The sequence below is a fragment of the Klebsiella sp. HMSC16C06 genome, from assembly GCF_001808325.1.
GTDB classification, from domain to species: Bacteria; Pseudomonadota; Gammaproteobacteria; order Enterobacterales; family Enterobacteriaceae; genus Klebsiella; species Klebsiella variicola.
The window spans coordinates 20374-34781 of the sequence record NZ_KV793024.1 but is presented as its reverse complement, the minus strand read 5'-3'; the positions used below and the strand labels follow the sequence as shown (position 1 = coordinate 34781).

Annotated in this window: 16 protein-coding genes, 1 tRNA gene and 1 pseudogene; 9 read left to right on the top strand and 9 right to left on the bottom strand. The window is 55.2% G+C overall.

Annotation, left to right across the window (positions count from 1 at the left end; all coding sequences use genetic code 11):
• The first annotated feature begins 102 nt into the window (after window positions 1-102).
• Window positions 103-1737, top strand: a complete 1635-nt coding sequence (mqo, locus tag HMPREF3142_RS24510) for a malate dehydrogenase (quinone) (protein ID WP_032733376.1) — start codon at window positions 103-105, stop codon at window positions 1735-1737.
• Window positions 1738-1801: 64 nt separating this feature from the next.
• On the opposite strand, the gene eco is transcribed toward mqo, so the two are convergent.
• From eco to HMPREF3142_RS24490, 4 genes are all read right to left on the bottom strand, one after another.
• The gene (eco, locus tag HMPREF3142_RS24505) at window positions 1802-2293 is read right to left on the bottom strand and encodes a serine protease inhibitor ecotin (protein ID WP_032733375.1); all 492 of its coding nucleotides are present in this window, start codon (window positions 2291-2293) and stop codon (window positions 1802-1804) included.
• Window positions 2294-2445: 152 nt separating this feature from the next.
• Entirely contained in the window at window positions 2446-3555 is a 1110-nt protein-coding gene (locus HMPREF3142_RS24500) for an AI-2E family transporter (protein WP_032736040.1), read from the bottom strand.
• A 348-nt stretch (window positions 3556-3903) separates the two neighbouring features.
• Window positions 3904-4092, bottom strand: a complete 189-nt coding sequence (locus HMPREF3142_RS24495; protein WP_070612813.1) for a hypothetical protein — start codon at window positions 4090-4092, stop codon at window positions 3904-3906.
• Window positions 4093-4162: 70 nt separating this feature from the next.
• On the bottom strand, window positions 4163-4372 hold the full coding sequence (locus HMPREF3142_RS24490) for a YdgH/BhsA/McbA-like domain containing protein (RefSeq protein ID WP_004102265.1): 210 nt from the start codon (window positions 4370-4372) through the stop codon (window positions 4163-4165).
• Window positions 4373-4705: 333 nt separating this feature from the next.
• Here HMPREF3142_RS24490 and HMPREF3142_RS24485 point away from each other — a divergent pair, with 333 nt between their 5' ends.
• The 6 genes from HMPREF3142_RS24485 to HMPREF3142_RS24460 all read left to right on the top strand — a co-directional run bounded on the left by HMPREF3142_RS24485 (window position 4706) and on the right by HMPREF3142_RS24460 (window position 9287).
• Window positions 4706-5446: an amino acid ABC transporter ATP-binding protein gene (locus HMPREF3142_RS24485; RefSeq protein ID WP_008803988.1), complete on the top strand. Its 741-nt coding sequence runs from the start codon at window positions 4706-4708 to the stop codon at window positions 5444-5446.
• Between the two features lie 8 nt (window positions 5447-5454).
• Window positions 5455-6153, top strand: a complete 699-nt coding sequence (locus tag HMPREF3142_RS24480; protein WP_012967536.1) for an amino acid ABC transporter permease — start codon at window positions 5455-5457, stop codon at window positions 6151-6153.
• 9 nt (window positions 6154-6162) lie between these two features.
• Complete coding sequence (locus HMPREF3142_RS24475) at window positions 6163-6915, top strand: amino acid ABC transporter permease (RefSeq protein ID WP_046881765.1); 753 nt, start codon at window positions 6163-6165, stop codon at window positions 6913-6915.
• The gene (locus tag HMPREF3142_RS24470) at window positions 6905-7747 is read left to right on the top strand and encodes a transporter substrate-binding domain-containing protein (RefSeq protein WP_022065447.1); all 843 of its coding nucleotides are present in this window, start codon (window positions 6905-6907) and stop codon (window positions 7745-7747) included. Before HMPREF3142_RS24475 ends, HMPREF3142_RS24470 begins: the two co-directional genes overlap by 11 nt.
• Window positions 7748-7751: 4 nt before the next feature.
• Window positions 7752-8291, top strand: coding sequence for an L-2-amino-thiazoline-4-carboxylic acid hydrolase (locus tag HMPREF3142_RS24465; protein WP_070612811.1), 540 nt, complete (start codon window positions 7752-7754; stop codon window positions 8289-8291).
• 207 nt (window positions 8292-8498) lie between these two features.
• Window positions 8499-9287, top strand: coding sequence for a pyrroline-5-carboxylate reductase family protein (locus HMPREF3142_RS24460; RefSeq protein WP_070612809.1), 789 nt, complete (start codon window positions 8499-8501; stop codon window positions 9285-9287).
• Between the two features lie 12 nt (window positions 9288-9299).
• Here HMPREF3142_RS24460 and HMPREF3142_RS30260 read toward each other — a convergent pair.
• From HMPREF3142_RS30260 to HMPREF3142_RS24445, 4 genes and pseudogenes are all read right to left on the bottom strand, one after another.
• Window positions 9300-9395: pseudogene (locus tag HMPREF3142_RS30260) on the bottom strand (AraC family transcriptional regulator); the annotation flags it as partial.
• 188 nt (window positions 9396-9583) lie between these two features.
• Window positions 9584-9660: transfer RNA gene (locus tag HMPREF3142_RS24455), tRNA-Pro, on the bottom strand.
• A gap of 76 nt (window positions 9661-9736) precedes the next feature.
• Window positions 9737-11497, bottom strand: coding sequence for an LPS biosynthesis-modulating metalloenzyme YejM (gene yejM, locus HMPREF3142_RS24450; RefSeq protein WP_008803994.1), 1761 nt, complete (start codon window positions 11495-11497; stop codon window positions 9737-9739).
• Window positions 11498-11515: 18 nt separating this feature from the next.
• Complete coding sequence (locus HMPREF3142_RS24445) at window positions 11516-11743, bottom strand: YejL family protein (protein WP_004195346.1); 228 nt, start codon at window positions 11741-11743, stop codon at window positions 11516-11518.
• A 186-nt stretch (window positions 11744-11929) separates the two neighbouring features.
• Between HMPREF3142_RS24445 and yejK the strand changes: the two genes are divergently transcribed.
• A complete protein-coding gene (gene yejK, locus HMPREF3142_RS24440) occupies window positions 11930-12937 on the top strand; it encodes a nucleoid-associated protein YejK (protein ID WP_070612807.1) in 1008 nt (335 codons plus the stop codon).
• Between the two features lie 19 nt (window positions 12938-12956).
• On the opposite strand, the gene HMPREF3142_RS24435 is transcribed toward yejK, so the two are convergent.
• A complete protein-coding gene (locus HMPREF3142_RS24435) occupies window positions 12957-13718 on the bottom strand; it encodes a DeoR/GlpR family DNA-binding transcription regulator (protein ID WP_070612805.1) in 762 nt (253 codons plus the stop codon).
• 81 nt (window positions 13719-13799) lie between these two features.
• On the opposite strand from HMPREF3142_RS24435, the gene HMPREF3142_RS24430 reads away from it, so the two are divergent.
• Window positions 13800-14396 carry an NUDIX domain-containing protein gene (locus HMPREF3142_RS24430; RefSeq protein ID WP_016161564.1) on the top strand — a complete coding sequence of 199 codons (597 nt, stop codon included), beginning with the start codon at window positions 13800-13802 and terminating at the stop codon, window positions 14394-14396.
• The last annotated feature ends 12 nt before the right edge of the window (window positions 14397-14408 follow it).

Sequence of the window (14408 nt, the reverse complement as noted above, 5' to 3'; positions counted from 1 at the left end):
TAAACAATATTTAAATTTTTGAGCTTCGGTGGTAACGTGAGTGGTGAGAATCGTATCACCTGCGCTAAATAAAAACAGCGAGTAAAGTAAGGCTCAAATCCGATGAATAAAAAGATGGCCGTACCACGCTCACAGGCGGTTGGTCCCAACAGCACTCGGACCAACACCCGCCATGAGCAAGAGACGGATGTATTGTTGATTGGCGGCGGCATTATGAGCGCCACACTGGGAACCTGGCTGCAGGAGCTTGAGCCAGACTGGTCTATTACCATGGTTGAGCAGATGTCCAGCGTGGCGGAAGAGAGCTCAAACGGGTGGAACAATGCGGGTACCGGCCACGCGGCGCTAATGGAGCTGAACTACACGCCGCAGACCGCCAACGGCATCAATATCGACAAAGCGGTCGACATCAACGAAGCCTTCCATATCTCGCGTCAGTTCTGGGCGCATCAGGTGACGCGCGGCGTCCTGAACAAACCAAAATCTTTCATTAACAGCGTGCCGCACATGAGCTTTGTGTGGGGCGAAGATAACGTCAACTTCCTGCGCGCGCGCTATGCGGCGCTGCAGCAGAGCGAACTGTTCCGCGGTATTCGCTATTCTGAAGACCATCAGCAGATCAAAGCCTGGGCGCCGCTGGTAATGGAAGGCCGCGATCCGCAGCAAAAGGTGGCCGCCACCCGTACTGAAGTGGGAACCGACGTCAACTATGGCGAAATTACCCGCCAGCTGATCGCCGGCCTGCAAAAGCATGATAATTTCTCCCTGCAGCTGGGTACCGTGGTGCGTCGCTTCAAGCGCAACGCCGACAAGAGCTGGACGGTCACTCTCGCGGATGCCGACAACCGTCGTCAGAAGCGGGTCATTAAAGCGAAATTCATCTTTATCGGCGCCGGCGGCGCGGCGTTGACGCTGCTGCAGGAAACCGGCATTCCACAGGCCAAAGAGTATGCGGGCTTCCCGGTCGGCGGCCAGTTCCTGGTCTGCGAAAATCCGGAGGTGGTGAACCACCATCTGGCGAAGGTTTACGGCCAGGCCGAAGTGGGCGCGCCGCCGATGTCGGTGCCGCACATTGATACCCGTATTATCGACGGTAAACGCGTGGTGCTGTTCGGGCCGTTCGCCACCTTCTCGACCCGCTTCCTGAAGAACGGTTCATTGTGGGATCTGCTGGCCTCGACGAATACCTCGAATATTCTGCCGATGCTCAACGTCGGTCTGGACAACTTCGATCTGGTGAAATACCTGATTAGCCAGGTGATGCAGAAAGATAAAGATCGCCTGGCGGCGCTGTGCGAGTACTATCCGGAAGCGCGGAAAGAGGACTGGCGGTTGTGGCAGGCCGGTCAGCGCGTGCAGATTATCAAGCGCGATGCGAAGAAGGGCGGGGTACTGCGCCTCGGTACTGAAGTGGTGAGCGATGACGAAGGCACTGTCGCGGCGCTGCTCGGCGCATCGCCAGGCGCCTCCACCGCGGCGCCTATCATGCTGCAGCTAATGGAAAAAGTGTTTAAAGACAAAGTCAATTCGCCGGAATGGCAGGCCAGGCTGAAGGCCATCATCCCGACCTACGGTATTCGCCTTGACGGCAACCCGGCGGAGATTGAGAAAGCGCTGGCGTGGACCAGTGAAGTGCTGGAGCTGAAATATGAGCCGGCCGCGGCGGCGGATGAAGCCCCGCAGGCGGAGCTGAAGCCGCTGAGCGGTGGTAAGCCGATGGCGGATATCGCGCTCTGACAAACGCTCTGACAAAAACGGCAGCCTGCGGGCTGCCGTTTTTTTGTCGGTTTGATGGGTCGACTTAGCGGACGACGGCGTTACCGATGGTTTCGTCGGCGCGCCAGATGCGATATTTCACATCGACATTGGTCGGCGCGTACACGACAATCGGCAGCTTGCTGTTGTAGCGCAGCATGGCATCATCGCCGAGACCGGCAGTGACAAATTTCTTCTCTTTCTTGCCATCCGGGCAGGCCATCATGGTAGAGACCGGGCCGCTCAGCTTATCAAAGACATAGTAGTCATAGCCCCAGCCTTCCAGGGTTTTGCTTTCCAGCTTCCCGCCTAAACGATGGTGGTTGCAGTCAACTTCCAGCGTCTGGCCGATTATCAACTCAACCTTCAGCGCCGATTCATCCTGCTGCTGCGGCAGTTGAATAACCTGACGCTTCATGCCTTTTTCCGCTTTCGGGAACGGCGCGACTTTTTCCAGCGGCTGGTCTGCGGCCAGGGCGCCAGCGGACATGCAGGCGGCGGTCAGCAGAGAAACGGCTAGCGTAGTGATTTTTTTCACGGTTGATCATCCTTTATTTTCGTTCCTGACTGATACAGCCTATCATTGCTTTGCTGAATGTTAAGTTTTATTTACTAATTTTTTCAAAATGAATGGTGTTATGTACTGGTGTGATGCCGTGTCGCACCTTGCGCCACGGCGGCCCATGAAGCTTATTCGTTGCGGCTATTTTTCGCTTCCTCAATGAATTCTTCATCTATTTCATCGGTATTACCGGCATGCTCTCGTCCCGACAGCAGGTTCCAGCAAGCGATAAACAAGGCGGCAATCAGCGGCCCGATAACGAATCCGTTGATACCGTAGATCTCCATGCCGCCCAGCGTGGCGATAAGGATCAGGTAGTCCGGCATTTTGGTATCCTTGCCCACCAGCAGCGGACGCAGAATGTTATCCACCAGGCCAATCACAATCACAAAGAAGCCGACGATAAAGGCGCCCTGCCACAGCTGCCCGGTGGCGAAGAGGTAAATCGCCGCCGGCACCCAGATAATGGCCGAGCCTACCGCCGGGATAAGCGACAGGAACGCCATCAGCGCACCCCACAGAATGCTGCCGTCCAGACCGGCAACCCAGAAGGCAAAGCCGCCCAGCGCCCCCTGCGCCAGCGCCACGGCCACGGTGCCTTTTACCGTGGCGCGGGCGACCGCGGCGAATTTAGCGAACAGGTGCTGCTTCACATAGCTCGATAACGGCAGAGATTCGAGAGTCAACAGCACCAGGTAAGGCCCATCCTTTAGCAGGAAGAACAGCAGGTACAGCATAATGCCGAAGCTGACGGTAAAGCCAAAGGTGCCTTTACCAATCAGAAACGCGCTGCCGGCCAGATACTGGCCGCTTTTCAGCGCAACATCGGAGAGCTGCTGCTGGATCTGCTGCGCGCTATCGAGGTTGTGCTCGGCAAGGAAACTTCTCGCCCAGCCGGGGAGGTGGGCAAACAGACTGGCGACCACCGTCGGGAACTGAGTGTCGTTATGCTGAAGTTTGCTATACACCACGTTCAGCTCGTAGGCCAGCGACGAGAGGATGATCGCCAGCGGCGTAAAAACGATAAGGCAGATAATGACGATGGTCAGCAGCGCCGCGAGGCCATTGCGCTCGCCGAGGCGGGTACGAATCTTGTTTTTGACCGGATTAAAAATCACCGCAAGGATCGCGGCCCAGAGGATGGCGGAATAATAGGGTGAGAGAACATCAAAAAAGGCCAGGGTTACAATAAAGACGATAAGGATGAAAAATCCTTTGGTAAGTCCATTAACTCTCATGTCATCCGCTCCTGCTTATGAGTCATACAGTCGAATGATAGATGCTACGACGTAATTTACCATCTGGATAGTCGTACTCTATAACAGAGGGGAAAAAGTGGATAAAAGCCCTGGCAGAAAACCCTGCGGACGCTATTGAGTAAAACAGACAACTTCTGCTTTCAATGCCTGTCCGGTACGCATGATGAAAGCAGTGTTATCTGCAAAATGTGCTGTCAGGAAGCAACGAGGTGTAGAAGCGTAGTATATCGATACGGCAAAAGCGGAGGTTATGGCGGATAATCCATGGTCAAACGGGCAGAAAAAAAGCGCGCAGCGGATATTTCCACGCGCGCCTTATGCAGTGTCTTACTGAAGATTGCCTGCGGTCAGGCTATCTTTATCAAAGGCATGGCTGACATCAATATGATTCTGATGCATCGATGTATCGATATTTGAACCCGCCTCCGGATGCGTCTGGCTCTTCTCTGCGGCCATCACGCCGGACGAAAGTGTAGCGGCCAACAGCAGTGCGGTGACTACGCCGATATTTTTCATATTCTGTTCCTTATTTCATCGTGTTGTCGCTGTCGCCTGTTTCTTCCGGCGGCCCGGCAATGTGGCGATTTTATTTCGTCAGCTCAGCGGTCATATGTACGCGGTTATTGAATTGAGCGCTGGTGATTTTGTAAGACGCGCCTTGCTCTGCGGCCTGCGCGGCAATTTTGGCTTCTGCGCGGTCCAGGGTGGAAGCGCTGGCGCTGATGCTCTGAGCAAAAGTACCGAAAGAGATCATAGAGAGTGCGGCAACTGCAACGAAAGTTTTGATGGATTTCATGGTCGTATTCCTTAAGTGTTTTGTCAGTGTTGGAGCGTTGTTGCCCCGATGTGATAAATGATAGGCTGACGGTTGGATGATTAAAATCGAAACAATTTGCTTTCATTGTTCAGTAAATTTGAATAATCATTGTCAAGTATTGCCATCCAGTTTTGTTAAGAAAGCTAAATTACAATTCAGCCTCATTGTCATAACAAATATATAAAAAGTTATTTTTTAACTTTCGATAGATGATTTTCTTGTTTGCTATCATCTGAACTGCAGCAATATAGTTTTTAGGCAGCAATAAGCGCCGGCGTGCGGCAAATAAAAATTATCCACGAATATTTAATTATGATAACTATTAATAAGATCAGTAAAAGCTTCTCCGGTGAAAGAGTGCTAAAAGAGGTCTCGCTCAGTATTCATTCCGGCGAGATTATTTGCATTATTGGCCCCAGCGGCTCAGGGAAAACCACGCTATTACGTACGCTTAATTTCCTGGAGCCTGCCGATAGCGGGCAAATAAGAATAGATGATGTGGCGCTGGATTGCGCAAAAGCGGGCAAAAAGGAGATTGAAAAGCTACGGGCGAAAACCGCCATGGTTTTTCAATCGTGGAATCTCTTTCATAATCTGACCGCACTGCAGAATATTACCGAAGGCCTGATTTACGCTCAAAAGCGCCCGCGTCAGGAGGCGCAGGATATTGCTGAACAACTCTTAAAGCAGGTGGGGTTATTGCATAAAAAAGACAGCTATCCGCACAGTCTCTCCGGCGGCCAAAAGCAGCGTATCGGGATTGCGCGGGCGCTGGCAATTAACCCCGCCGTTCTGCTGCTGGATGAGCCGACTTCCGCGCTGGATCCGGAAAAAGTTGGTGAAGTGCTGGAGCTTATTCAGACGATTGCCGCTGCGGGTCAGACGATGATTATCGTGACCCATGAAATGGCGTTCGCCCGCCAGGTCGCTTCCCGGGTGGTATTTATGGAAAACGGCGAAATCGTTGAGCAGGGCCCGGCGGAACAGATATTTGGCGCAGCACAGCAGGGGCGAACCCGGGCGTTTCTGGCGCAACTGCACTATCATGCCTGAGGCTAATGATGAACAATAACCCGCTCTTTAACTGGCAGGATATCGCCGGAATATTGCCGAAACTGCTGGAAAATTTACCCGTGACCCTCGGGATAACGCTGGCATCGCTGCTGCTTGGTTTGACGATCGCGCTGCTGATTGTGCTGCTGCAGTTTAGTCGCTTTAAGCCGCTCAGCGCGGTGGCAAACGGGTATACCGACATTCTGCGTGGCGCCCCCCTGGCGCTGCTGATCCTGCTGTTTTTCTTCGGCGGAAAATTAATTTTGACTGCGCTGGCGCTGCCGCCGCTATGGATTAGCGATACCACCTTTGCGGTGTTGTCTATTTCGGTCAGCATCAGTCCCTATTTTGCAGAAATGATGCGCTCCGCGTGGCGTGCGGTGGATACCGGCCAGAAAGAGGCCATCATCAGCCTCAATATTCCCTGGCATAAGGGAATGCTGCGGATTATTTTTCCACAGGGGCTCATTATTGCCATTCCCGTTTTTGGTAATCTTTTAATTAACCTCGTGAAGATGACCTCACTGGTCAATATTATTGGTATTGTAGATATTTTTGGCCGTGCACAAAAGATTTCGCAAAATAGCTATGGGTCTAAACAGGTTGCGGCGTTTATTAGTGTTATTATCGTTTACTGGGTGCTGAATAGTATTATTCTCTATTTTACCACTCGTATTGAAAAGAAGTATCAGTTCCTGCTGGAGTGATAGATTAACATGTTTAGCCTGGCGTTCATTCGGGACAATTTTACGTTTATTTTAAGCGCGCTGCCGGTTACCCTGGTGATAACGTTATTGTCCTTACTCTTTTCCACTCTGCTGGGCGCGGCGCTGGCGTGGGTGATTATTCGTCAGGTTCCCGGGGTTCAATGGGGGGCGAAGGTATTTCTCTCCTTTAGCCGTTCGGTCCCGGTACTGGTGATGCTGTATTTCTTTTTTTACGTCTGGCCATGGATAGCCGCCGGGCTGTTTGGCGGCCCGCAGGACAATATGTACCACTATAAACTCTCGCCACTGGTGGCGGCGGTCACCGCGCTATCGCTGATTTTCAGCGCGTATTTCGCCGAAACCTTTCGCGCAGGCTGGAACGCGGTTGATAAGGGGCAGCGCGAGGCCGCATGGTCAATTGGGCTAAGCGGGTTCACGCAGTTCCGACGCATTATTTTTCCGCAGGCGGCAGTATCCGCACTGCCGAACTTCACCAGCGTGCTGATCGATCTGATTAAAGACACCTCGCTGGTTTACACCATCACCGTTATTGATCTGATGGCGAAAGCCAATATCGCCGCCGCGCGCGGGTTTCATTTTGTCGAAGCCTATTGCGTCGTGCTGGTGATTTATATCGTGCTGTGCCTGGCAATTGCCAGAGCATTGCGCAGTGTAGAACGGTTTCTGAGCGCCCGCTGGCAAGGAAACGTAAAAAAGAGTGTTCCACGGTTATCATTTTGGGGAAGGTATTTTGAAAAATAAAATTTTACTGGTGAGTGCGCTGACGTTGGCAATGGGAATTAACGCCGCACAGGCGGTTGAAAAAAGTCCGCACGCGAAGACGATTGAGGTTGTCGTTAACGCTAACGGTTTTCCCTTTAGCTTTGTTGACGATAACAACAATATTACCGGCTACGATGGCGATCTGTTAAAGGTGCTGGACCAGCGGTTAACCGACTATACGTTTCATTTTAATGCGGTCTCGCGCGACGCGATGATCGTCGGCCTGTCGACCGGCGCGTATACCCTTGCGGCGGATCACTTTTATCTTACCAAAGAGCGGGCGGAAAAATACGACCACTCCGGCGAGCCGACCGGGATCAGCGATTTACGCCTGATTGTACGTAACGATGAGAACGATATTCATAACCTTGGCGATCTCGCCAGCGGTAAGAAAAAGCTGGTGCCGATTCATACCTCCGACGCCCGTTATACGGTGATTGAAAACTACAACAAAAAACATCCAGGCCAACAAATTAACCTGCAGCCCAACGGCGAGCAGTCCGCCGCCGATATCTTTAAAGCGGTCGCTTCCGGGGAATACGATGCGGCGATTTATCCCATTGGCGCACTGCTGGCGTTAAATAAGGCGCTAAATCTCAATCTGAAAGCTTCGGATTCCGTCGGCCTGTTTCCTAACGTCTATTTGTATAAAAAAAATACCGACCCGCAGTTGATCAAAGCGATTGATGCGCAGTTGGTTGCCCTGAAAAAGGACGGCACGCTCGCTGAGCTCTCACGGAAATGGTACGCCGAAGATGTGTATGCCCTGCCGGGCGCCAGCGACGTCAAAGTGAATACCGACTGGGAATAAACGCATGACGCAAATAAGCTCGGAACCGGCGCATAACGCCGCCACCTTAAACGATGAGGTGACCCTGGCGCTGCGCGCCATTACTGAAAAACGCGCGGCTACCATCGGTTACCTGTTGGACGAAAGCCGACAACGACATATCGCGGATGATTTTGCGCGTGAAGCCATACGCCACTATGGCCGCGATATCGGGCATAAGCTGCGTGAGCAAATGCGCGATCGCCAGGATTTGCAGGAGTTTGCCGGGCTGTTTACCCGCGGTCTGGAATCTCAGGTTTATGAGATGGAGCCCGTTAGCGCCAGCCGGGCCGAATTTATCGTCCTGTTTCATTACTGTCCTTACGTCAACTGCTGGCGGCAGCAGGGGCGGGGCGCCAGCGAAATTGAGACGCTATGCGATATCTGCATGGAAGGGGATCATGCGTTAACTGACGCGTTTCCGGGGCTGCGTTTAGAGGTGCAGACCGCGCTGGCTCGCGGTGATGCCGCCTGTCGGCTGCGTTTTTATCAGTCAGAGTCGCATGAGGCGGAATGGCAACCTTAAGTGGGGGCCACGCAACCAGTTTATTAATCAGCCAGAAGCGGCGATTCAGGCACTGAGCGGGCAAAAGCTCACCACGGTTGACGGCGACGTTGACGGACGGATTTATCCCACTGACGGAACGGGGATTCGCGTTGCCGACCCGGCGCGACAAGGCCGGCGCTTCGGTGTTGGTCACGACGAATAGCGTTTTGAATAAGGAGTAAAACTATGGCAAGGGTCCATTTTATTGGTGCCGGACAGATGACGGAGGCGATTATTCGCGCGTCATTAAGCAACGGTACGCTGCGGGCGGACGCGATCTCGCTGGAGGATATCGACAGCGCGCGAATCGAGGCTTTGCACTCCCGCTATCGGTTGTCGGGCGACGGTGGCTTAAGCGAGGCCTCTTTGCTGGTGCTGGGGATCCGTCCGCAGGACGATCTGGCGGCGGTGGCGAGCCGCGTGCGCGCCCAGCTAAACGGCTCGACGACGGTGGTTTCTCTGATCGCGGGAGTGACCCTGGAAAAGCTGGCCTCCCTGTTTGGTGAGACAACGCCGATTGCCAGGACGATCCCCAATACCCTGACCGATACCGGATTTGGCTATAGCGGCGTAACCTTAAACGCCCACGCCAGCGCGGCTGAGATCGAGCCGTTTCTGCGCGGTTTTGGCAAAGTGCTGTATTTGCCAGAGCGGTTGATCGATGTCTTTACCGGTTTTGGCGTCGCGGGGCCTAACTATATTTACTACTTTATTGAGTCGCTTACCGATGCCGGCGTACTGGCGGGGCTGTCGCGGCCTCAGGCGACGGAGGTGGTGCTGGAGAACCTCCTCGGCGCGGTCGAGATGCTGCGCCAAAGCCAGAAGCATCCGCGTCAGCTTCTGGATATCAATAATTCACCGGCGGGAGTCGGGATCCACGCTCTGTATGAGCTGAACAACAGTGACTTTGCCGCAGGCCTTCAGCGCAGCGTACTGGCGGCGGTCAGGCGTACCCGTGAACTGGGACAGCGCTAAACCCCTTCTTCCCGCCACTGGCCGTGCAGCACCCGGCGCTTTTCCGGCGATGCGCTTAAAGGCACGGCTTAAGGCTGCATGAGAACGGTCGCCCAGCCGGATCGCTAACGTCGTCTATTAATCCACGGGGAGCAGGACAAGTTCAGGCATTGGTCATTCGACATGCCAGGGGGAATATGCCTGAAGATCCCGTTTAAATTCGACGGAAAACAGGCAACAAAAAACCCGCAAACTCGGAGAGAGTGCGGGTTTCTGTAGGGTTACCGGTCGTTAACAAAACTTACCGGTGAATGATTTGGTCGGCACGAGAGGATTTGAACCTCCGACCCCCGACACCCCATGACGGTGCGCTACCAGGCTGCGCTACGTGCCGACGCGTGGGGAACAATATTACCCGTTCCCCGAGCGAATGCAAGCGGGTCGCGCGCGATTGATTCATAATTAATCAATCAGTTAGCGATAAAGCGTTTTTCGTCAGTCAGGACCTGCAGCAACAGGCTGAGCTGCGGTTTCTGATCTTTAATTTTCTCGCCGTCGCGGCTCCAGGTGGTATAGGTGCCGTTATGGTTGAGGACCACGGTGATGGTCGGGGTGGTAATGGCCAGCGTATCGCCGTTGGCCGCGGTGACCCAGTTCCGACGTCGTGCGGCGCTGAACAGATCTTCACCCTGCGAGTACTCATTGGCTGGCGTCGAAACGTGGAGCAGGCGCTGCATCAGCGTGGTCATTACATCTTTGTTATCGGTCAGCGTGGCAATTTCCTGCGCCGGCGTGCCCGGCCAGTGAATAACCAGCGGCACCTGCAACTGCTCGCGCGACCAGTCGAACGAGTCGTGTTTGACGTTAAGCGGCTTGCCGTGGCCGCCAGTGATAATCACCACCGTGTTGTCGAGCTTGCCGGCTGCGCGTAGCGCGGTCAGCACCCGATCAATCTGGGCGTCAACATCACCTGCCGCCTTGCTGTAACGGCGGACAAAGCCCTGTTGCTGCGTGTCGTCGAGGGTGGTGCCGTTGAGCGAGATCCACGAGAACCAGCGATTCTCATCCTGCGCGTAACGGTCCAGCCAGCCGATCCACTGATTGGCCGTCTGCTCGTCGCTCTGAGTCTTCGCGCTCGGTAGCGAGAAGTCGGAGAGCAGCGCCTGGCGATAGAGCGGGCTGCTAAACCCATCGGAGGAGAACAGGCCCAGCTGGTAGCCCTGCTGGTTGAGGGCGGTGATCAACGCGGCGGGAATACGCGCCGAGAGGACACCGTCCATATAGCCTGGTGAAATACCGTAGAACAGGCCAAACAGGCCGCTGTCGGCGGTATTACCCGAACTCATATGCTGGGTAAAATTGACGTTCTCTTTGGCGAACGCCGCCAGCGCCGGCATGGTCTTTTCAAACCGCGAATAGTTCAGGTTGTCGACGGTGATCAGCAGCACGTTGTAGCCCGCGCCGAGATCACGGTAGCGCAGGTTGCTGAGCGGATACTGGACCGATACCGCCTCCGGCGCCCCTTGCTCCACCAGACGACGCTGATAATCCTGGGCGTCGAGCAGGCCATGTTTCTCGAGGAAACGGCGGGCGGTCATCGGATAAGAGAGCGGCAGATTCGCCCGCTGCATCGTGATCGGGCGATAGAAGTTGGCATCCGCCCAGATATAGACCAGGTGGCTGCTGATAAACGACAGAAAGAAGAACCAGGCGACCGGGCGGGCGTAATGACGGCGGCGCGTCAGGCTGCGCAGTTTCTGCCAGCTCCAGGTGGCGAAGAGCATTTCAATCAAAAAGATGACCGGGACGCTGATAAACATCAGCTGCCAGTCGCGCGCCATCTCATTCTGGTCAGGGTTGATGACCAGCTCCCAGACGACCGGGTTTAAGTGAAGATGGAAGCGGGTGAAGACCTCGCTATCTATCAGCAGCAGCGTCATCCCGGCGGTGGCAAGGATCACCGACAGGAAGCGCATCAGGCGCTGCGAGACCACGATAAAGGTCAACGGGAAGAGGATCAGCACATAGCTGGTAAACACCAGGAAGCTGAAGTGTCCGACGAGACTGACGTACGAAAAAAGCCGTCCGGCAAGCGTCGTCGGCCAGTCGGCGACAAAAAGATAGCGGCTGCCGAGCACCATGGCCAACAACATGTTGAACAGGGCGAACCAGTGCCCCCAGCTGACCATCTGGGAGACTTTTTCTCGGTAGGGCTGACGTAGAGTCACCATATACTGTTGCTGTTATCCTTAATGCGCCGGATCGTCGTTAATGGAAGACTGCAAAGCCTGCGCGAAAGAACGGGCGATGGCCTGACGCTGCGCCGGCGCGACGCTACTGTTGATCAGGTTGGTCACCATATTGCCTAACACCATTAGTGAAAGGTCAACCGGGGCTTTGTGTGATTCCAGGACGTTCGTTAGCTCGCTGAGCAACTGTTCGACCTGTTGATCGCTATAGCGGGAAATTTGCGGCATAAACTCAAAATCTGTTTGTTCGTGAAAGGGCAACATATTACCGTAGCAGCAGCTTTTTTTCCGCATTTTTTCGCCGCGACGCAAAAGCGCACCGATCGTCGGTAACAACGTCGAAATGTGTGGCGCCAGTTGCGTCGGCAACCCGGCGGTGGTTGAATACCGCCCGGTCTAAAAGGAGAGTTTAACATGAGTCTGGATATCGACCAGATTGCCCTGCATCAGTTAATCAAACGTGATGAACAAAATCTGGAGCTGGTGCTGCGCGAGTCACTGCTGGAGCCGAATGCGACGGTCGTCGAGATGATGGCTGAACTGCACCGGGTCTATAGCGCCAAAAGCAAAGCCTATGGCCTGTTCAATGAAGAGAGCGAACTGGCGCAGGCGCTGCGTCTGCAGCGTCAGGGGGAAGAAGAGTTTCTGGCGTTCAGCCGCGCGGCGACTGGTCGTCTGCGCGATGAACTGGCGAAATACCCGTTCGCTGAAGGGGGGATCGTCCTCTTCTGCCAGTATCGTTACCTGGCGGTCGAGTATCTGCTGGTGGCGGTGCTCAATAACCTGAGCAGTATGCGCGTCAACGAAGAGCTGGATATCCGCTCGACCCATTACCTGGATATTAACCATGCTGATATCGTCGCGCGCATCGATTTAACCGAGTGGGAAACCAACCCGGAGTCGACCCGCTATCTGACCTTCCTGAAAGGGCGGGTAGGGCGCAAAGTGGCCGATTTCTTTATGGATTTCCTCGGCGCCAGCGAAGGGCTTAACGCCAAAGCGCAGAACCGCGGCCTGCTGCAGGCGGTGGACGACTTCGCCGCCGATGCTCAGCTTGATAAATCCGAGCGACAGAATGTGCGTCAGCAGGTCTACGCGTACTGTAACGAACAGCTGCAGGCCGGGGAAGAGATTGAACTGGAGTCGCTGTCCAAAGAGCTCGCCGGCGTCAGCGAAAAGACCTTCCAGGAATTCACTGCCGCGCAGGGCTATGAGCTGGAAGAGAGCTTCCCGGCGGATCGCAGCACCTTACGCCAGCTGACCAAGTTTGCCGGCAGCGGCGGCGGATTGACCATTAACTTCGACGCCATGCTGTTAGGTGAACGCGTATTCTGGGATCCCGCCACCGATACCCTGACCATTAAGGGCACCCCGCCGAACCTGCGCGACCAGCTGCAGCGCCGGACGTCCGGCGGCAATTAAACCCCATGCCCTGTCGGCGCTATCGCTGAACGGGGATGATCTCCACGCCGCACTGCACCAGCTGCTGGCGCAGCGCGGCGTCGGGTTCACCGTCGACGATAAGCGTACTGGCGAGGTTCAGTTCGCCGATGGCAAAGGCTGACGCGGCGTTGAGCTTCTCCCGGGACGCCATCACCACGGTTTCCGCCGCTCTGGCCGCCAGAGCGCGTTTGATGCCCGCTTCTTCATAATCACCGGTAGTGAAACCTGCCCGCGGGTGGATGCCGGTCACCCCCATAAAGAACAGATCGGCATTGATCCGCGCCATACCCGCCAGCGTCTCGGCGCCCACAGCGACGACCGAATGTTTAAACACTCTGCCCCCGAGCAGGATCACCTCGATTCGCGGGTGGTCCACCAGCGCCACGGCGATGCCAGGGCTGTGGGTGACCACCGTACAGTTCAGTTCCGCAGGTAAAAAGCCGATCATTGCCGCAGTAGTGGTGCCGCCATCGACAATCACCACCTGTCCAGGCTGGATCAGCGCGGCGGCGGCGCGGGCGACTGCCTGCTTGGAGGCGATCTGCACGCTTTTGCGCGTTTCAATAGGCGCAATAGCGGCAGAAACCGGCAGTGCGCCGCCGTGGACCCGCTGCAGTTTTCCTTCCGCCGCCAGCTCGCGCAGATCGCGGCGAATGGAGTCCTCGGAGACGTTGAACCGCTGGCTTAGCTCCCCGGACATCACCTGTTTTTCCTCGGTGAGGATCTGGAGGATCTGCTGTTTTCTCTGACTGGCGAGCATGATTTTTCCTTCACGAATGATCTTGTTTGTGCCTGATTATGCATGTTATGGTGCCAGCTGTCATCTCAAAGGGGATATAACATGCAAACTCACGCACCGCACGTCCGCCACGTTCGCGAGACGCTGCTCTCTGACAACTGGTACACCCTGAAAAAATATACTTTTGAACTGCTGCGCCGGGACGGTTGCTGGCAGGAGCAGAGCCGGGAAGCCTATGATCGCGGCAACGGCGCGGTCATTTTACTCTATAACCGTGAGAAGCGGACGGTGGTCCTGACGCGCCAGTTCCGATTTCCGGTATTTACCCACGGTCATGATGGGTATCTGATTGAGGCTGCCGCCGGGCTGCTGGATAACGCCTCGCCGGAGGCGCGGATCGTTGCCGAAGCGGAAGAGGAGACCGGCTTTCGCGTGACGCGGGTCGAACCCGTCTTCACTGTCTTTATGAGTCCAGGCTCCGTGACCGAGAAGCTCTACTTTTTTATCGCGGAATATCAGGCCGATGACCGTCGGGGCGACGGCGGCGGGTTGGCGGCAGAAGGTGAGGATATTGAAGTGCTGGAGTGGCCGCTGGCGCGGGCGCTGCAGGCTATTCGCGATGGCGAGATCATGGATGCGAAAACGATAATGCTGTTGCAGCATCTGGCGCTGAATGCCGATACGCTCCTCGCCAGCTAAGCGGCAAGGAGC

Excerpts from the sequence above, each read along its gene's own strand:
- mqo (WP_032733376.1), top strand. The coding sequence starts at position 103 with ATGAATAAAAAGATGGCCGTACCACGCTCACAGGCGGTTGGTCCCAAC.
- HMPREF3142_RS24500 (WP_032736040.1), bottom strand. The coding sequence starts at position 3,555 with ATGAGAGTTAATGGACTTACCAAAGGATTTTTCATCCTTATCGTCTTT.
- HMPREF3142_RS24495 (WP_070612813.1), bottom strand. The coding sequence starts at position 4,092 with ATGAAAAATATCGGCGTAGTCACCGCACTGCTGTTGGCCGCTACACTT.
- HMPREF3142_RS24490 (WP_004102265.1), bottom strand. The coding sequence starts at position 4,372 with ATGAAATCCATCAAAACTTTCGTTGCAGTTGCCGCACTCTCTATGATC.
- HMPREF3142_RS24485 (WP_008803988.1), top strand. The coding sequence starts at position 4,706 with ATGATAACTATTAATAAGATCAGTAAAAGCTTCTCCGGTGAAAGAGTG.
- HMPREF3142_RS24480 (WP_012967536.1), top strand. The coding sequence starts at position 5,455 with ATGAACAATAACCCGCTCTTTAACTGGCAGGATATCGCCGGAATATTG.
- HMPREF3142_RS24475 (WP_046881765.1), top strand. The coding sequence starts at position 6,163 with ATGTTTAGCCTGGCGTTCATTCGGGACAATTTTACGTTTATTTTAAGC.
- HMPREF3142_RS24465 (WP_070612811.1), top strand. The coding sequence starts at position 7,752 with ATGACGCAAATAAGCTCGGAACCGGCGCATAACGCCGCCACCTTAAAC.
- HMPREF3142_RS24460 (WP_070612809.1), top strand. The coding sequence starts at position 8,499 with ATGGCAAGGGTCCATTTTATTGGTGCCGGACAGATGACGGAGGCGATT.
- yejM (WP_008803994.1), bottom strand. The coding sequence starts at position 11,497 with ATGGTGACTCTACGTCAGCCCTACCGAGAAAAAGTCTCCCAGATGGTC.
- HMPREF3142_RS24445 (WP_004195346.1), bottom strand. The coding sequence starts at position 11,743 with ATGCCGCAAATTTCCCGCTATAGCGATCAACAGGTCGAACAGTTGCTC.
- yejK (WP_070612807.1), top strand. The coding sequence starts at position 11,930 with ATGAGTCTGGATATCGACCAGATTGCCCTGCATCAGTTAATCAAACGT.
- HMPREF3142_RS24435 (WP_070612805.1), bottom strand. The coding sequence starts at position 13,718 with ATGCTCGCCAGTCAGAGAAAACAGCAGATCCTCCAGATCCTCACCGAG.
- HMPREF3142_RS24430 (WP_016161564.1), top strand. The coding sequence starts at position 13,800 with ATGCAAACTCACGCACCGCACGTCCGCCACGTTCGCGAGACGCTGCTC.